The 25,576-nt window shown below is 46.8% G+C and carries 23 protein-coding genes; 9 read left to right on the top strand and 14 right to left on the bottom strand.

Annotated elements, in window-relative coordinates; genetic code table 11:
* Positions 1–60: 60 nt before the first annotated feature.
* Together WC647_08530 and glgP are read right to left on the bottom strand one after the other, a co-directional pair.
* A complete protein-coding gene (locus WC647_08530; GenBank protein MFA6222348.1) occupies positions 61–1,803 on the bottom strand; it encodes a hypothetical protein in 1,743 nt (580 codons plus the stop codon).
* Between the two features lie 8 nt (positions 1,804–1,811).
* Positions 1,812–4,370 carry an alpha-glucan family phosphorylase gene (glgP, locus tag WC647_08525; protein MFA6222347.1) on the bottom strand — a complete coding sequence of 853 codons (2,559 nt, stop codon included), beginning with the start codon at positions 4,368–4,370 and terminating at the stop codon, positions 1,812–1,814.
* 440 nt (positions 4,371–4,810) lie between these two features.
* On the opposite strand from glgP, the gene WC647_08520 reads away from it, so the two are divergent.
* Together WC647_08520 and WC647_08515 are read left to right on the top strand one after the other, a co-directional pair.
* Positions 4,811–5,332, top strand: a complete 522-nt coding sequence (locus WC647_08520) for a response regulator (protein ID MFA6222346.1) — start codon at positions 4,811–4,813, stop codon at positions 5,330–5,332.
* A 359-nt stretch (positions 5,333–5,691) separates the two neighbouring features.
* A complete protein-coding gene (locus tag WC647_08515) occupies positions 5,692–6,921 on the top strand; it encodes an acetyl-CoA C-acyltransferase (protein MFA6222345.1) in 1,230 nt (409 codons plus the stop codon).
* 48 nt (positions 6,922–6,969) lie between these two features.
* Here the strand turns inward: WC647_08515 and WC647_08510 are convergent, their stop codons facing one another.
* A complete protein-coding gene (locus WC647_08510; GenBank protein MFA6222344.1) occupies positions 6,970–7,179 on the bottom strand; it encodes a hypothetical protein in 210 nt (69 codons plus the stop codon).
* A 78-nt stretch (positions 7,180–7,257) separates the two neighbouring features.
* Between WC647_08510 and dapF the strand changes: the two genes are divergently transcribed.
* The 4 genes from dapF (at position 7,258) to WC647_08490 (ending at position 10,481) form a co-directional block, all read left to right on the top strand.
* Positions 7,258–8,109, top strand: coding sequence for a diaminopimelate epimerase (gene dapF / locus WC647_08505; protein MFA6222343.1), 852 nt, complete (start codon positions 7,258–7,260; stop codon positions 8,107–8,109).
* 107 nt (positions 8,110–8,216) lie between these two features.
* Positions 8,217–8,648, top strand: coding sequence for a prepilin-type N-terminal cleavage/methylation domain-containing protein (locus WC647_08500; GenBank protein MFA6222342.1), 432 nt, complete (start codon positions 8,217–8,219; stop codon positions 8,646–8,648).
* The gene (locus WC647_08495; GenBank protein MFA6222341.1) at positions 8,645–9,142 is read left to right on the top strand and encodes a hypothetical protein; all 498 of its coding nucleotides are present in this window, start codon (positions 8,645–8,647) and stop codon (positions 9,140–9,142) included. Before WC647_08500 ends, WC647_08495 begins: the two co-directional genes overlap by 4 nt.
* Before the next feature lie 46 nt (positions 9,143–9,188).
* Positions 9,189–10,481, top strand: coding sequence for a class II fructose-bisphosphate aldolase (locus tag WC647_08490; protein ID MFA6222340.1), 1,293 nt, complete (start codon positions 9,189–9,191; stop codon positions 10,479–10,481).
* Positions 10,482–10,593: 112 nt separating this feature from the next.
* On the opposite strand, the gene purE is transcribed toward WC647_08490, so the two are convergent.
* The 6 genes from purE to ndk all read right to left on the bottom strand — a co-directional run bounded on the left by purE (position 10,594) and on the right by ndk (position 15,878).
* The gene (purE, locus tag WC647_08485) at positions 10,594–11,100 is read right to left on the bottom strand and encodes a 5-(carboxyamino)imidazole ribonucleotide mutase (GenBank protein ID MFA6222339.1); all 507 of its coding nucleotides are present in this window, start codon (positions 11,098–11,100) and stop codon (positions 10,594–10,596) included.
* 63 nt (positions 11,101–11,163) lie between these two features.
* A complete protein-coding gene (locus WC647_08480; GenBank protein MFA6222338.1) occupies positions 11,164–11,763 on the bottom strand; it encodes an IMP cyclohydrolase in 600 nt (199 codons plus the stop codon).
* Between the two features lie 58 nt (positions 11,764–11,821).
* Entirely contained in the window at positions 11,822–12,727 is a 906-nt protein-coding gene (locus tag WC647_08475) for a tetratricopeptide repeat protein (protein MFA6222337.1), read from the bottom strand.
* 102 nt (positions 12,728–12,829) lie between these two features.
* Complete coding sequence (locus WC647_08470) at positions 12,830–14,407, bottom strand: AAA family ATPase (GenBank protein ID MFA6222336.1); 1,578 nt, start codon at positions 14,405–14,407, stop codon at positions 12,830–12,832.
* The gene (rlmN, locus tag WC647_08465) at positions 14,404–15,468 is read right to left on the bottom strand and encodes a 23S rRNA (adenine(2503)-C(2))-methyltransferase RlmN (protein ID MFA6222335.1); all 1,065 of its coding nucleotides are present in this window, start codon (positions 15,466–15,468) and stop codon (positions 14,404–14,406) included. The genes WC647_08470 and rlmN overlap by 4 nt, the downstream gene beginning before the upstream one ends.
* Positions 15,465–15,878, bottom strand: a complete 414-nt coding sequence (gene ndk / locus WC647_08460; protein ID MFA6222334.1) for a nucleoside-diphosphate kinase — start codon at positions 15,876–15,878, stop codon at positions 15,465–15,467. Before ndk ends, rlmN begins: the two co-directional genes overlap by 4 nt.
* A gap of 120 nt (positions 15,879–15,998) precedes the next feature.
* Here ndk and WC647_08455 point away from each other — a divergent pair, with 120 nt between their 5' ends.
* Together WC647_08455 and WC647_08450 are read left to right on the top strand one after the other, a co-directional pair.
* On the top strand, positions 15,999–16,691 hold the full coding sequence (locus WC647_08455) for a SagB/ThcOx family dehydrogenase (GenBank protein ID MFA6222333.1): 693 nt from the start codon (positions 15,999–16,001) through the stop codon (positions 16,689–16,691).
* A 451-nt stretch (positions 16,692–17,142) separates the two neighbouring features.
* Positions 17,143–19,227 carry a sodium-translocating pyrophosphatase gene (locus WC647_08450; GenBank protein ID MFA6222332.1) on the top strand — a complete coding sequence of 695 codons (2,085 nt, stop codon included), beginning with the start codon at positions 17,143–17,145 and terminating at the stop codon, positions 19,225–19,227.
* A gap of 756 nt (positions 19,228–19,983) precedes the next feature.
* Here WC647_08450 and WC647_08445 read toward each other — a convergent pair.
* Positions 19,984–20,775: a CpsB/CapC family capsule biosynthesis tyrosine phosphatase gene (locus WC647_08445; GenBank protein MFA6222331.1), complete on the bottom strand. Its 792-nt coding sequence runs from the start codon at positions 20,773–20,775 to the stop codon at positions 19,984–19,986.
* 125 nt (positions 20,776–20,900) lie between these two features.
* Between WC647_08445 and WC647_08440 the strand changes: the two genes are divergently transcribed.
* Positions 20,901–21,662 carry an ElyC/SanA/YdcF family protein gene (locus WC647_08440; GenBank protein MFA6222330.1) on the top strand — a complete coding sequence of 254 codons (762 nt, stop codon included), beginning with the start codon at positions 20,901–20,903 and terminating at the stop codon, positions 21,660–21,662.
* A 24-nt stretch (positions 21,663–21,686) separates the two neighbouring features.
* Here WC647_08440 and WC647_08435 read toward each other — a convergent pair whose 3' ends face one another.
* From WC647_08435 to WC647_08420, 4 genes are all read right to left on the bottom strand, one after another.
* Complete coding sequence (locus tag WC647_08435; protein ID MFA6222329.1) at positions 21,687–23,270, bottom strand: VCBS repeat-containing protein; 1,584 nt, start codon at positions 23,268–23,270, stop codon at positions 21,687–21,689.
* Positions 23,271–23,710: 440 nt separating this feature from the next.
* The gene (locus WC647_08430) at positions 23,711–24,373 is read right to left on the bottom strand and encodes an MBL fold metallo-hydrolase (protein ID MFA6222328.1); all 663 of its coding nucleotides are present in this window, start codon (positions 24,371–24,373) and stop codon (positions 23,711–23,713) included.
* Positions 24,370–24,963 (bottom strand): FmdE family protein, encoded by a 594-nt coding sequence (locus tag WC647_08425; protein ID MFA6222327.1) that lies wholly within the window; start codon positions 24,961–24,963, stop codon positions 24,370–24,372. Before WC647_08425 ends, WC647_08430 begins: the two co-directional genes overlap by 4 nt.
* Complete coding sequence (locus tag WC647_08420; protein ID MFA6222326.1) at positions 24,950–25,573, bottom strand: CoA pyrophosphatase; 624 nt, start codon at positions 25,571–25,573, stop codon at positions 24,950–24,952. Before WC647_08420 ends, WC647_08425 begins: the two co-directional genes overlap by 14 nt.
* Between the last annotated feature and the right edge of the window lie 3 nt (positions 25,574–25,576).

Raw genomic sequence — 25,576 nt, 5'->3', positions numbered from 1 at the left:
TTTATTGGAATCCTCTCTACGGACTTCTGCCGAATAAATGAGTATTTATTCTACAATTTCTTATTCGAACTGTAATACTCTAATCCCATTTTCTTCGAAAACAGGTGGGAAAACCGATTTGTCAAGAATTGCAAAGTGCGGACTCGAATTCATCAGATACCAGATGTATCCATTGAATGGTTCAAAATAAGGCGGGGAATTATTAAACCTGCTGCGTTCAAAATCTTCTGAACGCACGACAAAGTATCTTATATGGTTGGTTTTGAAGAATCGTTTTATTTCGTCGGGACTTGAAGAGTAATAGGCTCTAAATAAATCAAAAGTCCGTTTTTTCACCTCGCTCCAGTACGGCTCAACCCATGTGTGCGAAAGCTCGTAATTGACAAAAACCGGACGTCTTCCGAATGTTGTGACATTATCCATTAGCTCCGGCCAGCCGGCGACAAGGCTATTCTTGGCTGTGGTCCCAAAGAATTTATACAGGTTGTGGTGTTCGGAAAAATCTATAAATTCGACGTGTCGACCTTTTATGCAGGCAAAAGCCAACAAGGCTGAAATGATACAGAAAAGCTTGATCCTTCTTGATCGTATTCCGTCCAAAACGATCCGGAGAGCGACAGCGAAACCGATGCAATAAATCAGACTCAAAGTGTAATAAATGTATCTTCGTGGCACGAAAAGCTTCACGAGAAACAAGCGTGCAAGGATATAGAGGAAAAGTGAAGCGGGCAAGATCAAAAAAAGTCCCCTCAAACCTTTCCATTTTATAACCGGTTTATAATTGCGGGCAGCATAAAAAAACACACCCACTGTCGCCAGCGCCATGAGCCAGCCTGCGATAGGCCCCCAATAGGGAAAGGACAAATTGAATATCCATGGCCTCACAAGCTCATAAAGGAATGATGGAACAGGAAATAACTGGTAACGCCCGAATTCAGTATATTCGCTCTTACCTATCATTTCTTTCCAGCTTATTAAGTGGCCGACACTTGATTGATACCCGATGACATTGAATAGTGTATAGATCAGGCCAATTATTACCGGAATGTTAACGATCAAAATTGTTTTAAAAATCTTGAATACGCTTCTTTTCGATTCTCCTGAGGGATTTACTCCTCCACTTGAGTCGTCTCCAAAATTGAAAAAAGCTACAAATCTTGATTGAAAAATAAAAGCAAGCATCTTATCCAGGATTTGGTAACCACTTGGCGGAAGCTCCGGCCCAAACCTGATGGCAGTAACCAACGCATGAGAGAACAGACATAACAGAAAGACATAGGGATTAAATAAGGACTGGATTAGAAGAACAACACTCGCAAGGAACAACTTGCCCTGGGAAATACACAGACAGTATGCGATCAACAGCGGAAAGACAAACCCGCGGGATAAGCCTCCGGCTATTTGGGCTTCAAATCCTGAAAACAGCAAAAATACCACCACCACCAAAAAGGCCGTAAGATCATCCCCGAAGCAGCGTCCCCACGCGAACCAGAGCCCCGCCGTAAGTACAAACAATATTGCAGTCAAAATATTGGAGAAAACTACTGGTTCGAACCAAAACGAGGCCATTCGGTAGATCAATTTTACGCCGGCAGGGACATATGTCTCTGCATAACGGGTCAAGAAATCATTTTGAAACAATCCGGGATCACGCCATCGCTCCATCCAGAAAATCTGCTGACGCACATCATCGTTGATTATGTAATGGTTCGAAAAAATATCGAAGTTTCCAATACAGAAAACGCTTGCGGCGCTTACGACAGCCAGCAAAAAGAAGAACAGGTTTTTTGTAGAGTTGTTCAAGTTTTTGCTTAGCCCCTGAGCATCAGATCGAATCCCTCTGATGACGGCAAACCTGGAAACTGAGGTGTCACTCTTACCCCGTAACCGTAAAGCCCTGTGTCAGTCAGCGGAATTTCTCCCTTGAAGATGAACGCGCCGTTATCGGAATCGCCATAAATCGCCGGGTACAGTCTGGCAATATGTCTGACTTTGAAACTTTCCCACAAATCAGTTGGGCCGTGCAGCAATTCAACCTTGAATTCGTTCGGATTGTGCCCCGCCGTGTCAATTTTGACCTGAATTTCAACGCTTTTGCCTTTTAGCCTCTCAGAATGATTGGAAACACTGACATCTAATATTGAAAGTTTATTCCAATCGGCGCCTATTTTCCTTTTCCATGCGACCAGATCTTTCAACAGACTGTAATTGGCGTCCGACAATTTCTGGAAATCACCGGCGCAAGGAACATACGAGGATTCTACATAGTCTGTGACCATGCGGTGTGAATTGAAAACGGGACAAATTGTGCTCAAAGACATTTTGGCCATTTTTATCCATTCACGAGGCAAATCATCAGCTCCCCGTTCGTAGAACAATGGCATGACGCTCTGTTCGAGCAAGTCGTAAAGCTCTTTGCTCTCTATGTCATCCTGGTAATCCAGGTTGTCATATTCTTCACCAGAACCGATAGCCCAGCCATTATCACCCGAGTAACCTTCATCCCACCAACCATCAAGCACACTCAATGTTAGCGCCCCGTTCGCCGCAGCCTTCATTCCCGAAGTTCCGCACGCCTCAAGGGGCCTCCGGGGATTGTTGAGCCAAACATCCGCGCCCTGAACAAGGTATCTGGCGACATTGATATCGTAATCTTCAATAAAGACGACTCGTCCTCTGAAAGGTTGTGACTTAATAATTTGCACTATGGTCTGGATAAGTTTCTTGCCGCCATTGTCAGCAGGGTGGGCCTTGCCCGAAAAAATCAGTTGAACCGGCCTTCCTGACTGGTTAAGAATTGTAGCGAGCCGTTCAAGGTCGCTAAAGATTAAGGTTGCGCGTTTATAGGTGGCGAAACGCCTGGCAAAACATATAGTTAAAGCTTCGGTATCGAGAACGCTGGAGGCTTCCTCTATTTCGAGCGCTGACCCCCCTCGATTCTTCAGTTGTTCTATCAATCGCCGCCGGGCAAAATATATTAATCGATTGCGGCATCGTTCATGGGTTCGCCAGAATTCTGTATCTGGAATCTGTTCTACACGCTCCCAAATTTTCTCGTTATCCGGATCTTCCGTCCAGCCCGGTCCGAGATACCTGTCATACAACCGCAATAAATCCCTGGATATATATGACGGAATGTGGACCCCGTTGGTGACATAACCTATCGGCACGTCTTCCCTGTCCACTGTTGGCCATACTTCATGCCACATGTCGCGTGCTACTCTGCCGTGAAGCCGACTAACTCCATTGGCCTTGGAAGTCAATCTTAGTCCGAGGACCGGCATCCAGAACGGCTCATTACGATCACCGGGGATTTTTCTACCGGTAGCAAGGAATTGATCAAAATCAACTCCGGCCTTCTCCACCGAAGAACGAAAATACTTTTCCATCATGCCGCGTTCAAACACATCATTACCAGCCGGCACCGGAGTATGGACAGTTAATATGCTTTGACTCGTAACTATTTGTTGGGCCTCTTCAAAAGTCAGACCTTCCTCCTCAATAAAATGTCTGACCCTCTCCAGTAACGTAAAAGCGGCGTGTCCTTCATTGAGATGAAAAACAGAGGGGGCAATTCCTAGCGCCTTCAACGCTCTGGCGCCACCGATTCCCAAAAGTATCTCCTGTCTGATACGGGTTTCCGTATCGCCGCCATACAATCGTGCGGTCAAACTTCTGAGAGATGGTGGATTTTCAGGTATGTCCGCGTCTAGAAGGTATAATGGCACTCTGCCCACATTGACCTTAAGAATTCTAAAATAAAGAGGTTCTCCTGCAAGTTTGACCTTGAGAATTAGGAGGTTTCCTTCTTTGTCGGTCTGTTTTTCGAGTGGCAGGGTGTCAAATCTTGTCTTGGGATATATTTCCTGTTGCCAGCCATCCTGCGAAAGTCGTTGTTTGAAGTAACCTTCTTGATACATCAATCCTACCCCGACCAGTGGTAGGTTGAGGTCGCTGGATGATTTAAGATGATCTCCCGCAAGAAGTCCAAGCCCCCCTGAATATATGGGGAGGGATTCAGTGATTCCGAATTCCAGCGAAAAGTAGGCGATAATAAAATCGACCGGTCGGGCTAACCGATATGCGTACTTCCTGGAGCGTTTAATGTATGATCGAAATCTCTGGCAGACCTTTTCAGCGTGAGCGAGGTAACCCTCATCCTCTCTAATTTCTTTCAGCCTTTGTCTAGATAAACGTATCAGAGACCACAGAGGATTATGGCCACCCTCCCGCCAGAGTCCTTCATCGAGGTGATCAAACAGTTCGACCGCGTCCATATTCCAGGAAAACCACAAATTGTTGGCTATTTCTCGAAGATTTTCCAGGTCGCCTTCCATCGGTGGCACGACAACATATTTCCGTAAGTTCATAGGGTATCCTCGCCTCGAATTGGCTATTGTTTTTCATGATACGGAACTGAGCCCAAATTTTCAGATCGCCAAATTTTTAAATTGGAAATTATGTACGAAAAATAGCATTATAGTGAATGAATCCAAATATCAAAATCGTAATTGTCAAAACATCATGAAAAAGGAATCTTCAAAGCCTCCCACAGCCGACTTTTTAGTAACCTAAAAACGACTTTCGAAACTGGACATTCGTAAAAAAGTTGACTGAAAAGCCTTGTATGAGTAAGCATAGCAGAAAGAAAAATTGGAGAGCTGCAAATTGCAGCAGTCCAATCTTGCGGTTAAGACGTTATTCTGTGTCAAAGCTAACTACTAGGTAAAATCAAGCGGAATCTCTTTGAAAGATTACAAAACTCAGGGATTTACTACAAATATTATCCCGGAAAAAGGGGACTACCAAAATGGCCGGTTCTGAAATCCTTCAAGAAAAACTGATTCTTGCCGTTGATGACGAAGAGGATGTCCTTGACATCATTGAAGAGGAACTCTCCGAGTCAGCGAATGTAACCTTACATCGAGCCACAACCTTTGAAAAGGCTCAACAATATTTGGTTTCTTACACATACGACCTAGTAATTTTGGACATCATGGGAGTCAGAGGGTTTGATCTTCTTCAGATTGCTGACAACGCCGGATTTCCAACTGTCATGTTGACCGCTCATGCGTTTACTCCTGAAGCTTTAAAAAAATCGATCGAGCTTGGAGCGCGCGCATATTTACCAAAAGAAAAACTCGGTTCTCTAGTCCCATTCCTTGAAGACGTCCTGAAACTGAATTACCACTCAGCGTGGAAGAAAGCGTTGGATCAGGTAGGACATCTATTTAACAGGAAATTTGGGTCAGACTGGAGAAAGTCTGAAAACGAGTTCTGGGAAGATTTTGAAAAGAAAATGACGGTAGATGACGCTGCAATAATCAAATGAGCCTGGTTTGTAAGGAGCGCTGATCTAAATCAGCCCTAGTCATCACTGGAATATTCTGTTTTTTCAAATCAAGCAAAGGCGCCTTGCCCGAATCCTAGTTGATTCCAAACTCCTTTGGCCGGATCATATTAACTTGTTGTTGCTCCGATGGTTGGTGTCGGAGCAGCTATTTTAGGCTTATTAAATCCCCGGCTGTCGCCTCACTCAGACCAAGAAACATTTTCATCAGGGCGCGTTGATTAAAATCCGGACAGTATTCCTTATGAAGCGGCGCAGAGAGCGGAAAAGTTGTTTGACACATGAGTCAATTTAGGGTTTTGTTTATTAGATAAATTGTGGGCTTAATCAGGAGATATTCCATGAAAGAAGTAGTAGTAGTTTCCGGTTGCAGGACCGCCATAGGGACATTTGGCGGTACGTTACGCGATATGCACGGCTCAAGTATTATGGCCGCTCCAATGAGAGCCGCCATTGAAAGAGCCGGGATCGACGCTAATACGATAGAGGATGTACGTTTTGGTTGTTGCCTCAATCCGACGGACGCCATGAATGTTACGCGTATTGGGGCGCTCCTAGCGGGTATTCCTAGCTCAGTGCCCGCTGTGACCATAAACAGGGTTTGTATCTCAGGCATGGAGGCTGTACTATCAGGAGCCGCCATGATAAAAGCCGGCGAAGCCGACACTATTCTAGCGGGTGGTGTAGAGCACATGTCCGGGGTAGCCTACACTGTGGAGAAAGCCAGGTGGGGCGTCAGAATGGGGAACGATGTTATAACAGACGCTATGACGACGGGTCTCCATTGCGGTTCGCACATACTTCCTTATCCTCAGGATGGGCCTGTAGAATTTTTCAGAGGCAAACCCTACATAATGGGACATACGGCAGAGTTTGTCGCCTTAAAGCTTGGTATATCACGCCAGGAACAGGATGAAATAGCTCTTAGAAGTCACAATAATGTTGAGCGGGCTACCAAAGATGGCTCATTCGCTGAAGAAATAATTCCTCTGAGCGTTCCTCAAAGAAGAGGAGAACCCAAGATCTTCGACAAAGATGAACACTTCAGACCTGGCCTAACTATGGAAGCGCTTGCCAGGCTCTCACCCGCTTTCATTCCGAAAACCGGTACCGTTACAGCGGGAAATTCAAGTGGAATTAATGATGGCGCCTCAGCGCTGGTCATTATGTCCTCAGAAAAAGCGGCGTCTCTGGGGTTGAAGCCTTTGGCGAAGATCAAAGCTGTTGGAATGGGCGCATGTGACCCTACAATAATGGGATTGAGCCCGGTGCCGGCGGTTCAAAACCTGTTGAAGCGATCGGGTATGAAGCTCAGTGATTTCGAGTTGATCGAGCTTAACGAAGCCTTCGCAGCGCAATATCTTGGCTGTGAGAAAGAACTGAAGCTTAACCGGGATATTACAAATGTGAATGGTTCAGGTATCGGTCTCGGACATCCGGTAGGCAGCACGGGCTCCAGACTGATAGTTACCCTTATTTACGGGATGAAAAAGCAAAACAAAAATCTGGGCATGGCTACCCTTTGTGGTGGCGGTGGTGTCTCCATGGCGTGCGCCATAGAAATGATTTAACCCCCAATTACATGCGCAGGAGTTAAATCTCCTGCGCCTTGAACCCGACTAGAAGAAAACATAAACAATAATTCTTATTGAGTAAATTATTACAATGGCCACGGCCAGTGTCCCTATCACCGAGTGAATCCTTTTCCCCAACTCTTTCCATCTATCCACTATTGAATATTTTTCCCCTATCTCATTCTGTTTAAGAAAGAACTCATCAATTAACAGCCAGATCAGAATTATCGTAAGAATGGAGCTTAAATATTTCATTGGGTATCTCTGAATATATTTTAGTTATGATATATCTTTTCCATGTCGTTTGCGATCCATTGTTTAGAAGGTATCGATATGAAAATAGAATTTCAAAAAATGCATGGGGCCAAAAACGATTTTGTAGTTTTCGACGATATGAAAAACGCTGTTTCTCTCTCTGCGGCCAATGTGGCCCATATCTGCAATCGACGAGAGGGCGTGGGGGCTGACGGTCTAATTGTAGCCCGCCCTTCGGAACACGCTGACTTTTTCATGGATTATATGAATGCCGATGGCTCTGTCGCAGAGATGTGCGGCAATGGCATTCGGTGTCTTGCGAAATATGTTTTCGATAGAGGACTTACGGACAAAACCAGCCTTAGCATAGAAACCAGGGCAGGAATAAAAATCGTGGATCTGATTGCCGATGGAAATGGGCAAGTTGGCAGTGTACGTGTTGACATGGGAGCGCCCATTTTTGATCCAGCGAAAATTCCTGTAGATATAGAGGCGAAATCTTGGCCTATTCTGGATTACGCGCTAAAAATAGAAGGCAGAACGTTTCCCTGTTCATTCATATCCATGGGAAACCCTCATTGCGTAATCCTGTATGATGGCGCCGACCTGGCGGACGCTCCCAGAAATTATGGCAAAGTGATTGAAAATCATCCAATATTCCCTGCTAAAACTAACGTTGAATTTGTACAAGTTCTTGATAGAAAAACAGCGTTGATGCGAGTCTGGGAAAGAGGCAGTGGAGAAACCATGGCATGTGGGACCGGCGCTTGCGCGTCAGCGGTATTTACAATCGTCAAAGGACTTACGGACAATGAGGTTTCCATAAAACTGCTGGGGGGTATGCTAAGTATTGTATGGAAAGGCGGTAATAATTCAGTTGTTATGACTGGAGCCGCGTGTAGTGTCTACGATGGTATTATAACAATTTAATTTTATGATATGAATAACTTGACACGAATCAATTCGTGGAATAATTTTCGACACCATGAAAGCCGAGTAGGCGTATTGCGGATTGACATCAACGGAGCAGGCAAACAATGAAACTCGAAAAAGGAAACGCCGGTTTTACCATTTTGGAAATGACTACGGTCATCTTGATCATAAGTGTATTAGCGGTAATTTACTTTCTCGAGATAGACTCTTACAGAGAACGGCGCATGAGCGAGTTGGCCGCGAAGACCCTTATGCTGGCCGCCAAAGCGCAAGAAGATTTTTTTGCTAGCGAACATCGGTATTTTGACGCAAGAATCTCAGGGAACGGGGCTGATTCTACGCTAACCACTCCGAATGGAATAAAAACGCAAGTGGTAGCGCCGGCCGGTGTTGTGTTAAGTATTAAGGCAAAAGGATTTGAAAAAAGGGCGTTCACGGGTAGCGCGTATTACAAGGGCAGCAAGGTGACCCATGTATATGATTCTGAAACCGGGAAAATGACTACCGTTCCGCGATCGCAGGAAGAGCTGGAATGAATCGGCGTTTTATCAGAGCAATAAAACGTAATGAAGTTTATCTAGTTACCATCATTATAGCGGCTGTATTTATTTCAGCAATGGTTGTAGTGACGTTTTTGCTACGTGGATCATTGGTTGCCCAACCTTACGAAGCTTTAAGTCCATCGGATCTCAAACGGGTTTTTGTCACGGGTTACCTGAGATTTAGGGAAGAAGACGGCAGCCCCTACCTGAAAGTGGAGTTGCACAACGGCACTCTTTGGTGGATAAAGTCCATAGAGTTTGAATTCGCTGGTAGGCCGTACATTTTAAGCGACTCGAGCGCGTTTAAGCCTCTTCATTTCGGCGCGGTCAGACTTGACCTTACGGACGCTCCCCAACGAAAGAACTCAACTGAATATGACTTGAAGATTGTGAAAGCCTCGGGATATCCGCCGGCGGAAGTCCAGTGGGAAAGGGGCGCGAGCAAAATCACCGAAGCTCCGAGATCCGCGAAATCAAAAAATTACTAAACCATCCGATCAACATGTAAAAAATCAAACAATAACGGAGGGTGTCATGTCAGCCAACTCAGTTTCGACAGTGGATTATGAAAAAGCTTTACGCGTCGGGCGTCCACCAAACGTCGTGAAGCTTTTCCCCAATTCTAAAGCTCTACTGGTAAGCGGGAAAGTTATCGATCGAGCGATGATAAAAAAAGGGAAAGCTATAGCGATTGCAGCCAGCGTCCGCAACTCCTTTGCCGCTTATGGAGCCCTTAGAGCCGCACAAAAGGCCAATGCCGCCATAATAATAGAAATTGCCAAATCAGAAGGTGGGTCAAACGCCTATTGCGCTGTCTGTCTATGGAACATGGCAAGGTTGGTGGACTCCATTTGTAATGAATTGGGGATTACGGTTCCTGTCGCAATACACGCTGACCATTACGGCATAAAAAGTGAGACGGATATTACGACGGCTAAAACAGAAATCCCAAGCATTTTTGACGCAGGCATAACATCAATCGCTATTGACGCGTCACATCTACCTGACGTTGACAACCTGCTGGCAAATATAGAATTGTCAAAGTTTGTGCCGACATGGGCAGGTTATGAAACTGAAGTTGGGGAAATAAAGGGGAAAAGTGGCCTGTCAACAGTTGAAGAAGCTCTTTTCCTCATACAAGGGCTAAACGCCAACAACATTTTTCCCGACTGGATAGCGTTGAATAACGGAACCACTCATGGCCTCGAAGCATCAGACGCTGGTATTCAGATTGATCTCACGGCCAGTATTCATAACGCTCTTCAGCCGTATCATATCTCAGGAGCTCAACATGGCACCTCCGGCAACAGCTTTGAGCGACTACGGGCAATAGCTCAGAAGACACACACAACCAAGGCTAATGTGGCTACCGCTCTACAGATGGTGTCTTGGGGGCTGAAGGTAAATGAGTATGGTAACGCTATTCAAGACACTGATGGCAATTTCATAAAATTACCTGACGCCGGTCCATTTGACAAAATGTGGGAGCAAATGGTGGCGTTCGCAAAGGAAAAAGGCTGGAAGGGTGGCGATTACAAGAAGCTGAACCTGCCCTTCGAAAACAGACTCCTGGGTTTGACGGCGGAGGAACGGGAGCGCATGATAAAAGGGGTTGAAGACTTTGTGTATTTGCTTATTTCCGATGTCTTCAACGGTTCGGATACTGCGCCGCTAGCGATAGAGGAAATTCTGAAAGCGGATTCGTATGACCTTGGGCAAAAAACGTCCAGAATAGAAAATCCTGCTGAATGGACCCCTGAAAAAATTCGTGAGAAAGGCGCCAGGCTGGTTACAGACAAGGGAGCGAAAGGCAATTTTGACGACTAGATAAGGATACTTGTACGCACGCTCCAGCTCAAGGATAATCAGTCCACGCTGAAGTGTGCGTCAAATCACCCCAACAGGGGACAAATTTCAGCCCGCGATCTATTCATTCCGACTAATTCTCTACCTTATGGGCTTTTTTTTCGATAATTTCCCTTTGTTCAGTCCTGTAATCCAGAAGTCTTCTGCGCAGGCCGGTGTCGAAGCAGGCTAGTATCTCTACAGCGAACAACCCCGCGTTTTTTGCGCCGCTGGAGCCTATCCCCATGCATGCCACCGGAATACCACCTGGCATCTGAACAGTGGAAAGTAACGCGTCAATTCCACCAAGCGACGACGAATCCATCGGCACGCCTATAATCGGCAACACGGTGTGGGCAGCTAGGAATCCCGCCAAATGAGCGGCCATGCCCGCTCCAGCGATTAGAACTTTCCAACCTTCGGTTTCAGCCCGCCGTGCAATCTCGATTACCCGTTCGGGTGTGCGGTGCGCCGACGCTACCGTCATGAAATAGCGAACTTCGAATAAATCCAGGACCTCAGCCGCCTTCTTCATTTTGGGAAGGTCTGAGTCGCTTCCCATAAGTATTCCAACCTGAACATCAACCATAGAGTATTTCACCTTTTATCTAGATCTCCAGCGCATTACTCATCGACGTGAAACAAAAACCAGCCTGCGAAACGGTCATGAAGGCTTTATTGATTCAAGATATGTGGCAATAGCCCCGTCATATTGATTGGTGAGTCTGAAAACCTTCTTGGCCAGCCTGAAATTGGTCGCTTCCGAAACTGAGCCTCCCATGGCTTTCATCTCGTCTATTACTCTGACATAATCATCCGGGTCCGTAATAACCGTAACGAAAGGGTAATTCTTCGCCGCCGCTCGCAATAGTGTCGGGCCTCCGATATCAATATTTTCTATTGCGTTGGCGAGAGAACAAGACGGGTCCTCAATGGTTTTCTCAAACGCGTAAAGGTTGACGACCACCATGTCTATAGGCTCTATCCCATGCTTTTTCATGGCATCAGCGTGATCGGGATTGGATCGTATACCCAGAATGCCGCCATGAACCTTGGGGTGTAACGTTTTTACCCTGCCGTCAAGCATCTCCGGGAATCCCGTGAACTCTGAGACTTCCTTAATTTTAATTCCAGAAGCGGCAATGGTCTTGGCTGTGCCCCCTGTGGAGAGAATTTCCACGCCAAAGGAGTGGAGGTCTGAAGCAAATTTGGTCACTCCACTCTTGTCCGTCACACTGATCAGGGCTCTATAAATCTTGGGCATTTTCGACTCCTTGGTTGCTAAACATTTTATTTAGCAGAACATGTTCGGAATTATAATCTTACTTGTTTTCCCGCTTTTGCTTTGAATTTTCGCCTATTATGCGTCTGGCCTCATTGCCGATTTGTCCTTCCGGATCATTTTTTACTACGAATTCAAGTTTCTTTATGCCTTCTGATTTGTCTCCTTCATTAAGGAGAGACTCACCCAACTTCAGATGCCCAACCAGAAATTCCGGATCAATTTCAACGACTTTCCGAAACGCTTCAGTTGCAGCGGGGTAATCTTTTCTTTCCTGATAAATTAACCCAATTCTATACAAAGCTTCTTTGAATGAAGGGTCAACGGCCAGGGCCTTTTTGTAATCTTCTAGAGCCCTGTTGAAATCCTTTTTTTCTTCGTAGCAAAAACCGAGATTGAACAACGCGTTGATATTGTCGTCTTTGAGCAGGGCGGACCGTTCATAATTAATGATGGCCTTGTCGAGATCGTTTTTCTGATTATACGCTACTCCAAGGTTATAGGCGGCCTTTTCCGGTGTTAAATAGGTAGGGTCCTTCAAACATTCTTCGAATTTCTTTATGGCGTCATCCGGCATCCCCTTGGCCAAATAAGCTGTACCAAGATTGTTCTTGGCTTCAGTTAACTTGGGATCCTTTTCAAGAGCTATTTTGTATTGAGTCACGGCTTCATCGTACATGCCCTTTCGCTGATAAGCCAATCCCAGGGCATGTTCAATGTCGCCGTTGCCCGGCGCCAGCATTTGAGCCGCCAACAATTCCTTTATGGCTTGCGGAGTTTTGCCCTCATTCAAAAAATTTATCCCCAACTGATAATGGAGTTCGACAGTCTTCTGGACCTTTCCTGGCGACTCTGACTTCTGGGGAACACAAGCAACCAAAGTCAAAAAAACGACCAGCGCCAAAACCCAAGGGCAAAACACTCTTCTCGATTTGGTATTCAACACTTCGAACAAATTTTTTCTCTGGTTTGACATGAAGTGGAAAAGAAACATCTGAATCCTGGCGGACAATTTATTTGCGAAGTTTATACCTGTTAAAACAAAGCCCTATGAACAACCGAACGCGACCTGTCTGGTAATAGGAGCCAGAAACTCATTGATATCCAGACTTGGGTCATATTTTGTAATTGCTCCTTCTTCAGGACTTATCTCCTCAAATTCGGTTTTTTGGCTGTGATACAAATCCCAACGACCGTCAGAAGGTTCATCAGTCTCCTCGATTCGACGAATAAGCCTGGAATGAATGACATCGTCCGTGGTTTCACAATAAATCAAAAGAAAATCGGCATTGTGGTCTAACGCTAGATCCCTTGCAGCAATACGATCTGAGCGTTTGATGAACGAAGCGTCCAGTATGACAGTCTCGTTCTTCTCCAAATCGACGCCTGCCCGTTCGAGCATGAGCCGGTAAATTCGGTCAGACGACTCGCGTGTATAGATTCCCTCGCCGAAGTTGTCAAGCCGATGTTCGACGGGGGATATCCCCATGGTTTGCTTTCTTGTGACATCGGAGCGGATGGCCTTGATTCCCAGTCTTTCAGCGAGCCTCGAAGCCAGAAAACTTTTACCTGATCCCATAAGGCCGCACATGATCACCAAGGTGGGATTGGGCGGGGGTTGAAAATAAGCCCTGGCGAGCCGAAAATAACTGGAAGCTGTCGAAGCGGATTTCAATCGGATTTTTGCTTCAATTTCAGGCTCACGTGAAGCGAAGCTCTGTACCTTCCCGCGAACATAGGCTCTATACGACTTGTAAAAAAGCAACAAATCCTGAGCGGTTTTTTGTCGCTCATCCCCCATGTATCCTGACAGGACCCGCCTTGAAAACGCCGGATAACCTGAAAAATCAAGATCCATAAGCAAAAAGGCAATGTCCGCAAGGGAATCCGAATACCTGAACCGGTCATTGAACTCTATGCAGTCAACCATCATAATTTTGTCAAAAAGAATCACATGATCCAGATGCAAGTCCCCATGGCAGTCTCGAATGTGCCCTTCTTTAACTCTTTGCTCGAGGTATCCCCTGTTTTCTTCAAGAAATTTCAGAGAAGCGCTTCTAACCGATTCAAAAGTCTGAGCGGAGATTGTCTCTCCAATAAAGTCCTCGGTCTGATAAAAATTTTCTTTTACGTTTCTTGTTATTACTTCCGGCGCTCCAAAAATTGATATTTGGGGCCCACCAACCGCTTTCAAATGAAATTTCTTTATGCTGTTCGAGACCCTGTCGATGGTACTCTCATTAACCATGCCAAGAGCGAGCGCATTGCGTAGCACCTTTTGCTCGGGGATATATCTCATCAGGACAGCGCATTCGATCTCAGACCCTTCTTCGTTTAAATTGATTCTTCCCGCTGATGATTCGAAAATTGGCGCCACTCCAAGATAAATATTCTCTGAAAAACGAGAGTTCAAAGTCACTTCCTGATGGCAGAAGAATTTTCTCTTTTCGAGAGAGGAAAAATCCAGAAAACCCATTGATAAAGGCTTCTTGACCTTATAGACATAAGGACCGGCCACAAAAACAACAGAGATATGAGTTTGAATGACCTGAACAGATCCGGGGCGGTGAGGATAAACTGAAGGATCGGACAAGGCGTTTATCAGCCGCTCTACATGTTCATTCAACAATCTCCTCCACTTTCTGAAGCAAGTTGGCCGCAGGCCGCAAGTATGTCGCGACCGCGAGATTTACGGATTATTGCCATCAAGGATTTTGACATCAGTATGTCCTGAAAAGATGCCACCCTTTCAGGCGTAGGGCTTTTGAACTCGTCGGACAATTCATCATTAAACGGTATGAGATTAACCTTTGTCCTGATTGGATTCAGGATCCTCACCAATTTTCTAGCGTCATCGTCTGAATCATTAAGACTCTTTATCATGACATATTCTATGGTAATCCGATCCCGTTTTGGTAAAGGAAATCTTTTCATCGCGTCAAGGAGTTGATCAAGCGGATATTTTTTGTTTAAGGGCATGATCATGCTTCTAATGTCATCGCTGACCGCGTTCAAACTAACAGCCAACTTTACTCGAACCGTTTTCCCGAGATCAGGTATAAGTGGGGCCAGGCCGGCTGTCGAAACAGTAATCCTCCTCCAAGAAATGTGAGGTCCGTTAGGGTTGGCCATGATGTTTATGGCCCTAACGGTATTTTCGAAATTGGCGAGGGGCTCACCCATTCCCATAAAAACAACATTTGTAATGGATGAGCCTGGGATCTGTCTTCGGACTTCAAGTAACTGCCCGACAATTTCGCCAGCCGACAGATTCCGGATGAAACCCATCCGCGATGTTCGGCAGATCTTGCAACCCATTGCGCATCCTACCTGAGTAGAAACACAGAGAGTGTCATGATCCTCTGTGGGTATGTACACGGATTCAATTTGTCGGCCGTCCGTCAGACCGAAGAGGAATTTTCTGACCCCATCCTGGGATTCCATTGTCTTGATCTTGTTGAGGCGCTCTATGCGGGCAGCGCCGCTAAGCAGCTCCCGCAATTTCTTGGAGAGATTGGTCATAGGGTCAAAAGATACGCAGAGCCCCTGATGTATCCATCTCAGGACCTGAGCGGCACGGTACTTGTCCTGATTCAAAGCAATGAAAAATGACTCCGCCTCATCCAGAGTCATCCCGGCTAGATCCGGTAGACGGTCCGCCCTAATATTGGAGAAGCTGGTCGTCAAAATATCTCTGTGCCACTGAAGAAGTAGCTGATCTCAAAGTTTGCGCTTTCTTCCGAATCAGAGCCATGAACTATATTATTCTGTTTACTACCCGCCCAACTGGCTCTAATTGTTCCGGCCGCTGCCTCCGAAGGATCCGTCGCTCCCATCAACTCCCTGTTGCGTTTTATCACGTCCCCGGCCTCCAGAACCATTATCACCACTGGCCCAGAGGTCATGAATTCCACCAGCTCAGGAAAGAATGGCCTCTCGCTGTGAACATAGTAAAATCCTTCTGCCTCGGGCTTGCTGAGCCTTTTCATTTTCATGGCCGCTATCCGAATGCCTTCTGATTCAAAAATTCTAACCACTTCCCCGATCAGATTTTTCTCCACACCGTCGGGCTTGATTATCGATAGAGTTTTTTGCATTTATGATTCCTTTTCTGACTGAAAAATATGTCTAAGCAACAAATTTACCACAGGGCCCGTTGTGTTTCCAGATCCAATAGGATAATTGTTTGGAGTATATAAACGGAGAAAGACAAACCCATGAAGTCGATAAAATCCTTGATGTTTTGCGTAATCGCTCTGGTGTTGGGCCAGTTGTTCCAGGAACGCGTGTTTGGAGCGCAGGAGTTTAAGCTTCCCAAACCCGGTTTGACAGGAAAAATGTCTGTGGAAGCGGGAATGTTGAAGAAAAAATCAGTCAGGCATTACTCTAAAGAGCCGTTGACACTGGAGCAGATTTCTCAATTGCTATGGGCGGCGAATGGTGTCCTGCCTGTAGACGCTATGAGTGGAGCTACCGCCAAAACCGTGCCGTCGGCAGGCGGAATCTATCCTTTAGAAATATTCCTGCTTACAGGGAATCAAACGGTAAAAGGATTACCGGCCGGTGTGTTTCAGTACAACTCGTTTAATAATTCTCTACTTCAAATTTCCGAATCGGATTCCAGGGCAGCCCTTGCTCAGGCCGCGTTATCACAAATGTGGCTTGCTGCAGCTCCTGCTGTAGTGGTTATTGGCGCCGCGTTTGCCAAAACCACCGCCAAATATGGGAACAGAGGAATTCAGTACGTCTTCATGGAATCGGGCGCTTCGAACCAGAATCTCTATCTTCAGGCAGAAGCGTTGGGCCTGAGGGTCGGGACTGTGGGAGCTTTTGATGACAATTCGGTTTCCTCAGCCATGAAAATTCCGGCAGGGGTAAGTCCTTTATTAATAGTGCCGGTGGGGAAATAAATTCTCTCGATTTTTGAGGTCATGAAAAACATTCTGTTAAGTAGGGCTCGTTATTAGACGGACTGTTCCAAAAATTTCCTTTCCTGAGACCCCGATATTAGATTCGCAAGAAATAATGGTTAGAGATACTGTGAGTATTGCTTCACGGGTTCAAGATCTATTCAGGAAATGGCATAATACGTACATACTGATTAATGCACAGACTCGCGACGACCAAGACACCTTTCTATGTTGTCAGATCTGGCGCGAAATATCGCTTAAAGGTAAGACTTCATCGGTACAAGTCTATTGAGTCCTTTAAAACGATGTAATCAAGAGTCAGATAAGCAAATTCATGATTGAGCGAGTCTCTATTTGTCCTTGACATAAACCCAAATCTATATAATGTTCAACAATACACTAGTATTTTCCATTATAAAGTGTTCGCTAAACATTCTAAGGAGGTAGGTGGATGGACTGGGTTGTTTATGTCGCCCTATTATGTGGGGGCGCGGGAGTGGCCTATAGCCTAATAACCGCGGGTTGGGTATTTAAGCAGGATGCGGGCAATGAGCGAATGCGGGAAATATCCAGCTATGTCGCTGAAGGCGCAATGGCTTATCTGACTCGCCAGTATAAGGTCGTGGCTATTATCGCGGCTATCTTGTTTGTTATCCTCTGGGTTGCCCTCGGAAGGATGCCGGCAATCGGCTTCTTGGTCGGTTTGATTGGGTCAGGTCTTGCTGGTTTCCTGGGGATGAAAGTTTCCGTCAACGCGAACGTGCGCGTGGCCGCTGCTGCGGGTAAGAGCCTTGCGGACGCTATGGACGTCGCGTTCAAGGGTGGGTCTGTGACCGGAATCGTGGTTACAGGTCTTGCTCTGCTAGGTGTCGCCGGTTTTTACATGCTCGCCAGGGGAAACAATGCCGACGAACACCAAATCTTTACCGCTCTTGTAGGTCTTGGTTTTGGTAGTTCACTCATGAGCGTGTTCGCCCGTGTGGGTGGAGGTATCTACACCAAAGCCGCGGACGTGGGCGCCGACCTTATTGGTAAAGTCGAAGCCGATCTTCCGGAAGACGATCCCCGTAACGCGGGTGTTATCGCTGACAACGTTGGTGACAACGTTGGTGACTGCGCGGGTATGGCCGCCGACCTTTATGAAACCTACACTGTTACGATCGTAGCGGCGATGTTGCTCGGCAGCACTATCTATGGTATGGGGACGCCCGCTTTCTTTATGCCGCTGCTCATCGGTGGCGTCGCGATTATCGCATCGATTATCGGGACCTTCTTCGTTAAAGTGAGCAGGACCAAGAACGAAAAAGACGTCTATATCATGGGCGCTCTTTACAAAGGTATGGCCGTCGCTGGCATACTCGCCGCAATAGCCTTTTATTTCGTGGCGGGGTATCTTCCTCTCGGCAAGCCACTCGCTACGGCCTACATCATTCAGCCAATGAGCATATTCTTCCTGGCTGTAATTGGTCTGGTTCTTACTGGCCTGATCGTTGTCATTACTGAATATTTCACCGGTATGTACGGCCCGGTTAAATATGTCGCTCAGGCTTCTACAACCGGTCACGGCACCAACATCATCGCCGGTCTTGCTATCAGCATGATTTCGACAGTGCTGCCTGTCCTTGTCCTTGCAGCCTCTATCATGATTGGATACGCGATTGGCGGTGGTTTCACCGGAAGCACCGGAACCGGACTTTACGGAATCGCTGTTGTCGTTGTTTCCATGCTTTCCATGACTGGAATAGTTGTCGCAATCGACTCATACGGGCCTATTACGGACAACGCCGGTGGTATCGCTGAAATGGCCGACTTGTCGGAAGAAGTTCGTAACAGAACGGACCCGCTTGACGCTGTTGGTAACACTACAAAGGCTGTTACTAAAGGATATGCCATTGGTTCCGCAGCTCTGGCGGCCCTGGTCCTTTTCGCCGAGTACACAAGAGCCATAGAAGGTTTGTCAGGAAAGGCGGTAGCCTTCGACCTGTCTGATCCGAAAATCCTAGTCGGTCTGCTAATTGGAGGCATAATTCCTTACTTCTTCGCAGCCCTTTGTATGCTCGCAGTTGGGAAAGCCGCCGGATCAATCGTAGAAGAAGTTCGCAGACAGTTCCGGGAAATCAAAGGCCTAAGAGAAGGTCTCCCTGGTGTCAAAGCCGAATACGGCAAGTGCGTGGATATCGTCACGGCCGCAGCCCAGAAAGAGATGGTTATCCCATCCCTGCTGCCGGTGGTGATACCTCTAGTGGTGGCGTTTACACTTGGTAAGGAAGCCCTCGGTGGTATGCTCATCGGTAGCATCGTTGTAGGTCTGTTCCTTGCCATCGCGATGACGACTGGTGGAGCTACCTGGGATAACGCCAAGAAGTACATTGAAGATGGATATTTTGGTGGTAAGGGTGGCGAAGCTCACAAAGCGGCGGTTACCGGTGATACCGTAGGTGATCCGTATAAGGATACTGCGGGCCCGGCCTTGAACCCGGTCATCAAGGTCGTCAATATGGTGGCGCTGCTACTAGTTCCGTTTATCGTCAAGTAGTCTATCGAACAGTAGACCACTCAGACGTTTGAAACCACAGGGGCGCTTCCAAGGGGAAGAGCCCCTGTGTCGTTCTTTTCAACTTATTGGAAAGTCCTTATCAAATCAAATAGTGTTTTGGCGAGCGGGCGTCATCCCCCCATTTCCCTGGAACGGTAGCGCAAAGTGTGTTCCACAAGAATGTCGCCCGTTTCGCCAAGGTAATTGCGAACCCCCCTGTTAAAGTGGATCTCGCAATTTTGAAAAAAGGGCGTTCGGCGTCATAGGCCATCCCCTAACAGCAGGATTTGGATCTTTTTGATCGAAGCCGAGCGCCTGGTCCCCCTTAAAAGGGGTTCGCCTGAATAGAACTTGGTGAGACCGTAACCGGTTGTTTGGAACAGGGTTAAATGGTCTCTGCTTTGAAAGGTGTCCGTGAAATTTCTCGGTGGTCACAAAGCCGAGCAAATCCTATAAGTTTGATCTCTAGCGCAGGCAAAGACCGGACCTCAAGTATTTTCACGGATTATTCCTTCCTTGAACCAAATCAGGCCGATATTGAACGGTTTCTTTGAAAACCGCCGCCAATGCGCGCCTTTACCTGGCTAAGCCCCCCGAGATCAAATTTGTCTCGGTTTTGACTCTCATTATAACAACGCTGAGTTCAATGCAAGCTTTTTTTAGACAAGTGAGTGAAAAAAAGTGTGAGCCGAGGAGAAAGGCCTGGTTGTTGACGATAAATCTCATTGATAACAAGGAGTTGCTGCACTCAAGAACTCACTTTCCAAATAGGCCAAAGAATCGTTTGCGTTTCTCGGGCTTTTTCCGAGGATGAGAGCAGACGACGTCTTCATTTTGAATAATGTTTCTAGGCCAGTCCGTTGTCATCTTAATAGTTTTTTCTCGTCCTACCAGTGAAGAAACCAGTTCAAAAGCGTTCCGCATTCTAGGGGCCCGGTGAATCGGAGAATGAGCGTCAGTGGCGAGTATATGCGCCAAACCGTTCTCCAGTAGCCACTTCGAAGTTGACAGAGCGCGAAGCCCGGCGTCACCTGTGATACTGTCCGCAGTAATTTGAACTAACAAATCCCCAGGTCTGAACATTGTGACGAGTTTATAAATCGTGTCTGGATAAGTCTGTAATTCCACGTTCTTTTCCGGGTGAGCCAGGACTATCTTTCGACCGGAATTTATCATCATGCGCACAAAGTTTTCAAAACCCGCCGGGACCTGAAGAGGTGGCAACTCAAGAAGTATATACTGACTGTCATTCAAAGAGATTACGGTACCATTCGATAGGGAGTTCAGAACATCAGCGGTCAGACGAGCTTCCATGCCTGGATAGATGGTCAGATTTACATCAACCGACGCGAGTTTATCATTGAGTTCAAGCACGCGTCTCCTGACCTCATTGACGTCGCTAGTGAACTGCCCACTACCAAAATGAGGTGTGGCGACTATCCCCGAAAAGCCTTCCTCAACTGCGATGCGGGCCATCTCCAAGGCCTCGTTAATATCTGTCGCTCCGTCATCTATCCCAGGAAGTATATGGTTATGCAAATCTATCATGTAAACTTAATCTTGTCTGGAGCAAATTACTTGAGTTACTCTAGTCTTGAAAGTAAAAAAGTTCAAGGGGGTTCCAGGCGCAAGCCGTAACTGCCGGCAAAGAACTTACGTGGTTGTCATATAACATGATCTATTTTTGGTTCGTCAGTAAGAAAATCATGAGCGCAGCGATCTATCCAATCGGGCTAACATTTATCCTGGTAGTCGTGGCTCTTATACTTTCCTGGAATCATCGAAGACGCGCCGCCAGGCTACTGTTTGCGCTGGCTGGTTTGACGTTGTTCGTTTTTTCACTTGGATGGACTGGACATACTTTGGTGAAGGCGTTGGAAGACGAGGCAGGTCCTTACGTCGATCCAGCGAAATTGCGGGACGCTGGAATAAAATTTATCGTTGTACTCGGGGGAACTGCCGTGAAACCCGATAAAAGCCCGGCTGACCGATGGGATCGGTCCGTACTGAGGCTATTGGAAGGATGGCGATTATGGCGCGAGATACCAAACTCCAAGCTCGTACTGTCAGGGGGCGCGGTTAGCTATGCAGACGCGATGGCGGTTCTGCCTGAGTGGCTAGGTGTCCCAGAGAACGCGATAATTCTGGAGACGAGGGCCCTGGATACCGACGATGAAGCCAGGCTGTTTGAACCGATTGTCGGGACTCGTCCTTTCGCCCTTGTGACATCCGCTACCCATATTCCGAGGGCGATGAGCATGTTTCGGGGTCGGGGAATGAAACCGATCGCCTGCCCGTGCGATTTCAGGGAAACAACGACTCCACCACTGTATGAATTGTGTCTTCCAAAGGCTGATTGGTTGAACGATTCCGAGATAGCCCTACATGAGTATTATGGAAGGTTGTTTTATTGGTTCAAGGGCTTGGCGCAGTAGAGAGGTTTCCAGGAAGATTGATCATCACATCGACATGTCATAAGCGAACACAATGCTACGGTATCCCGTGATACTCTGAAAAAACATGGGGTTAACAAGCGCCAGCACAAGCGAATTTGCGCCGTCATTCTTAAAATCAGCTATCAGGTAGTCCGAAATGATACCAGGGCTAGTGACAGTTCGCCAGTTTTCGAGAAACTCCTTGCCGTTCCAACCCAAAGCCTCCACCGCTGAGCCGGCTTCTGACTGTTGAATGACAAGAATTTCGTTCTTGCCCATTCCCTGAGCGTTGCTGATAAGTATCCGTCCCGGCATCGCGATGTCGAGCGGCGATTGGCCCTGTCTGTATAGTCTGATACGTCTCCTCAATCCGTAAAGCCGGTCCGGTTTGATCGCAAGCAGCCTGTTCTCCTGGTCAAAGGCCATCAGACGCTGATCCTGATTCAAAATTATCCTGAGGAACTGGTTATCTGCCCCAAATCTGCCCGAAGCGTAACTCAACAAAAAAGTTCCCGGTGGCAGGCTAATGTCACCAACCTTCTGAAGCTTCCCTTGCCTGAACTCATATTGCTCTTCCCGGCCACTGAAAATGTTCGAGGAATCAATCCTTTGTCCTACAAGTATCTCCTTTTCTTTTTCATCGACAGGTTCCGATATTACCTTGAGTATTACGTCCTGGAGCTTATCAGCGACAGTCAGGTTCATCCCCTTGTACTGAATAATCGCAGACTCAAACCCTGATAAGGTTCGATAACATAATATCAACTCCGCGACACCGTCCCCATCGAGATCCTTCGCTTCGGCGCTCACATAAATCGCAGGACCCTGGGAGTATCTGGTAAGCGGTTTAAGCCCTCCATCGTCGAACCTACTGATTGTCAAACCGTTTTCATCAAGAAACACCGTCTCATTCTTGCCGTCCCCGTCCAAATCAGCGATGGTTACAGAAGAAATCCCCACTGAAATCTCGGGACTTCTCCATGGCGCGGAGGATTGCGCTGATCTGCTGGGCATATTCACGAGAGCAGGATTGCGGCCCGGCTGCGCGGTGACTGTAGACATGCCTTCCGATTTGTAAAACTCGAGTTTTGGGGCTCCAGTCAAGCGCCTGTTAATAGCGTTGGAGAAAACATTGAGAGCCCCTGACAGAGAATGAATATTCTCCACCGTGACATCAGTGGACACGCATGGTCTGTTAGTTTTCATGTCCCACATCATCCCCCGTATCCGGTACCGACCATGTTCCCGGGACAGGAATCCGAAAATCGCCATATCCGCGTCCAGTTTGCGGGCAAGATCGACAGCGCTTTTGTCATCAATTGAATTGGTCCCATTTGTGAGAAATTTTTCACAAGACGCGAGAGGAATTGCGCTTGCGGAGCGGCCCATAGACTCAACCGTCGACTTGACTGTTTCAGTGGCGTGATCCCCAAATGATACTAGCTCTTTATCCTGTTGTGATACCGGCGACAGGCTGAATGGCAGAATAAGAATCCTAGTGGAACGAGGGTTTTCCGAATTCTCACCAGCAGAACCCAAAGATGGGTAAAGTGTGAGAATGATCAGCAGAAGCCAGAAGATGAGTCTCGAAGCGGTAGCTCGATTCATCACATTATTTTCAATGCTTACCAAAAAAAATACCAACTGACACTGCAGTTGGCGTAGGAGGAAAAGATTATTTTCTTATCCATTATTAAAGCAACTGGCGTGCCAAAATTAAAATCTTGTAGATAATAACCCATATCAGTATTTATATTATACGCTTGTCATCATTTCCTTTCAATTATTTTATGTTTATAGAACAGCCTGGAATCAGCCGCTTTGTCCAAATATTTGAACACTAAAAAGCCATAAATCATAACTTGCTGATATAATAGGTTTTGATATGGTCCAAAAAACCAGCGGCGCCTGCCGAATTTTTGAACATGCGGGAAAATAATTGGCGCCTTTTTTACAGTCATAAGTACCCTATTGGGTCAGAGACGGCCGCGCAAGCGAAGTGGATATGCCAACATCTGATAATCATTAATTAAATTAATGTAGCGCGCTCAGATGGACCTAAAATAACTTTTTATCATCTGAAAATTGGCCTGAACATTCGCTGCGCCCTGTATTGCCGGACCGTGACCTGGCAGAATCAAATCAATCTTGAGCTTTGAGAGTCTTTCCACACTCTCCTTGAGCTGTCGGCCATTACCGCCCGGTAGATCCACCCTGCCTATGCTGCCTCGGAAAATTACATCACCACAGATCAGGGTCTTAAACTTTGTCCAGTAAAGACAAAGGCTCCCAGGGCTGTGACCCGGCGTGATGAAGATCTCAAATTCATGCTTGCCCAGTTTTAAATCGCCCTCTTTCAGATAAAAATTAACCGGGGTTTCAGGGGCCTGTTTATTCTGGGACGCGTACCACTTCGATCCCTCATCGATCATGAACTTTTCCTCTTCCCTGGAAAGAGCTATTTTGACCTTGGAACCGGAGAATTTGCCAGCGCCTGTGAAATGATCCGGGTGGCAATGTGTCCCGATAACTGCCTGTATCCTGCTTGAATCAAAGCCGTCTTCCTTCATGCGGTCGAAAAGATTGTCAACGTAGTTTTCCAGTCCGGGATCGATCAGGACTGGAACCTTACCATCTATCACGTAACTGTTACAGTTGTTCTCTCTTGGGTTGTTCCAAAGATAGATATAGAAATTGTCGGCGATTTTCATTTTGCGCAGCCTTTACACACCATGGATTCGCCACGTTTGATCATCCTAGAAATCATCGTCTGTTCCCCGCAAACAGCGCAAGGAGCGGTTTCCACTATTTGAGCCATCTCAGGAGGAGCCATTGAAATTTCTTTTACGTCGAAGAACTTGGCCGGTTCGGATATTAGGGCTTCAATGTACTCATTCCTAAGCCTTTGCATTTCATTTTTATCCTCATCAGTCGCTTGGGCGCCCTCAATCTTTTTCCTCAATTTATGAATTTTCTCGCGATTGGGAGAGGACTCTCGCAAAGCGACCCGAACCGCCTTTCCCGATTCCCGGTCATAGAAAGTGAAAACCTGCTTTCCCCAGTCGCGAAAAATCAGATTTCCCTTGCCAAAAGTGCACCCGAGAAGGACCTGCACCGCGTCAACGGAGCAGGAGTTATTCTCAACAATACATACTAATTCTTCGTCTTCGGATGAGGATGTTCCGATCACCCCTGACGCAGCCTTTACAGCCGCATACCCTATCGCCAGACCCGGGCAGACGTGCCCATGAAATTCCGCCGCTGTTGTGAAATCATCCGGATAACCATCAATTGAGTTCATGTTCGTTCTCCCCTGATTCTATCAACTCGACGAGGTGTTGGAGAATCCTTGCTGTGGCTCCCCATATATTGTGGCCTTCCCATCTATAGGAAACCACGGTGACAGGTTCGCCTCGGAAAATCAATGTGTCCTCACTCCGCCTCGACGGATCGAAAAAGATCTCGAGAGGCGGGGCGACAATAGCCGCTATTTCCCTGGAACTGAGACTCAGTTTATAAGGGTAGGGGACCACCCCCACAAATGGCACGACGTGGAATTTTGTCGCTACCGTGTAAAAATCGTCGAGTTCCCCTATGACTTTCACATCATCGGGCGGTATTCCAATTTCTTCGTGGGTTTCGCGGAGGGCGCACGACCTGAGATCAGGGTCCGAAGGATCGAGTTTACCGCCAGGGAAGGAAATCTCGCCTCTATGATGTTCCACCATTTCAGATCTTTGCGTAAGCAAAACATGCAGGGAGCCGTTCTTTTGAAAAATGGGGGCCAGCACGGCTGCAGTAATCAATCCATTCGACGGAAAAGTTTTCTTGGGGTTGAGGCGTCTCGCTCTGAGAAGGCTTTGTTCAAATCCCACAAGGCTAGTGTGTCTCAGTAATTTTTTATCTGACAAATA

This window comes from Desulfomonilaceae bacterium (assembly GCA_041662605.1).
Taxonomy (GTDB): Bacteria; Desulfobacterota; Desulfomonilia; order Desulfomonilales; family Desulfomonilaceae; genus CAJBEZ01.
Note: the sequence above shows the minus strand (reverse complement) of the source record. Positions and strands in the feature narration are given on the sequence as shown.

Coding starts and splice junctions, on each gene's coding strand:
- glgP (MFA6222347.1), bottom strand. CDS start 4,370: ATGAACTTACGGAAATATGTTGTCGTGCCACCGATGGAAGGCGACCTG.
- WC647_08520 (MFA6222346.1), top strand. CDS start 4,811: ATGGCCGGTTCTGAAATCCTTCAAGAAAAACTGATTCTTGCCGTTGAT.
- WC647_08515 (MFA6222345.1), top strand. CDS start 5,692: ATGAAAGAAGTAGTAGTAGTTTCCGGTTGCAGGACCGCCATAGGGACA.
- WC647_08510 (MFA6222344.1), bottom strand. CDS start 7,179: ATGAAATATTTAAGCTCCATTCTTACGATAATTCTGATCTGGCTGTTA.
- dapF (MFA6222343.1), top strand. CDS start 7,258: ATGAAAATAGAATTTCAAAAAATGCATGGGGCCAAAAACGATTTTGTA.
- WC647_08500 (MFA6222342.1), top strand. CDS start 8,217: ATGAAACTCGAAAAAGGAAACGCCGGTTTTACCATTTTGGAAATGACT.
- WC647_08495 (MFA6222341.1), top strand. CDS start 8,645: ATGAATCGGCGTTTTATCAGAGCAATAAAACGTAATGAAGTTTATCTA.
- WC647_08490 (MFA6222340.1), top strand. CDS start 9,189: ATGTCAGCCAACTCAGTTTCGACAGTGGATTATGAAAAAGCTTTACGC.
- WC647_08480 (MFA6222338.1), bottom strand. CDS start 11,763: ATGCCCAAGATTTATAGAGCCCTGATCAGTGTGACGGACAAGAGTGGA.
- ndk (MFA6222334.1), bottom strand. CDS start 15,878: ATGCAAAAAACTCTATCGATAATCAAGCCCGACGGTGTGGAGAAAAAT.
- WC647_08455 (MFA6222333.1), top strand. CDS start 15,999: ATGAAGTCGATAAAATCCTTGATGTTTTGCGTAATCGCTCTGGTGTTG.
- WC647_08450 (MFA6222332.1), top strand. CDS start 17,143: ATGGACTGGGTTGTTTATGTCGCCCTATTATGTGGGGGCGCGGGAGTG.
- WC647_08445 (MFA6222331.1), bottom strand. CDS start 20,775: ATGATAGATTTGCATAACCATATACTTCCTGGGATAGATGACGGAGCG.
- WC647_08440 (MFA6222330.1), top strand. CDS start 20,901: ATGATCTATTTTTGGTTCGTCAGTAAGAAAATCATGAGCGCAGCGATC.
- WC647_08435 (MFA6222329.1), bottom strand. CDS start 23,270: ATGAATCGAGCTACCGCTTCGAGACTCATCTTCTGGCTTCTGCTGATC.
- WC647_08430 (MFA6222328.1), bottom strand. CDS start 24,373: ATGAAAATCGCCGACAATTTCTATATCTATCTTTGGAACAACCCAAGA.
- WC647_08425 (MFA6222327.1), bottom strand. CDS start 24,963: ATGAACTCAATTGATGGTTATCCGGATGATTTCACAACAGCGGCGGAA.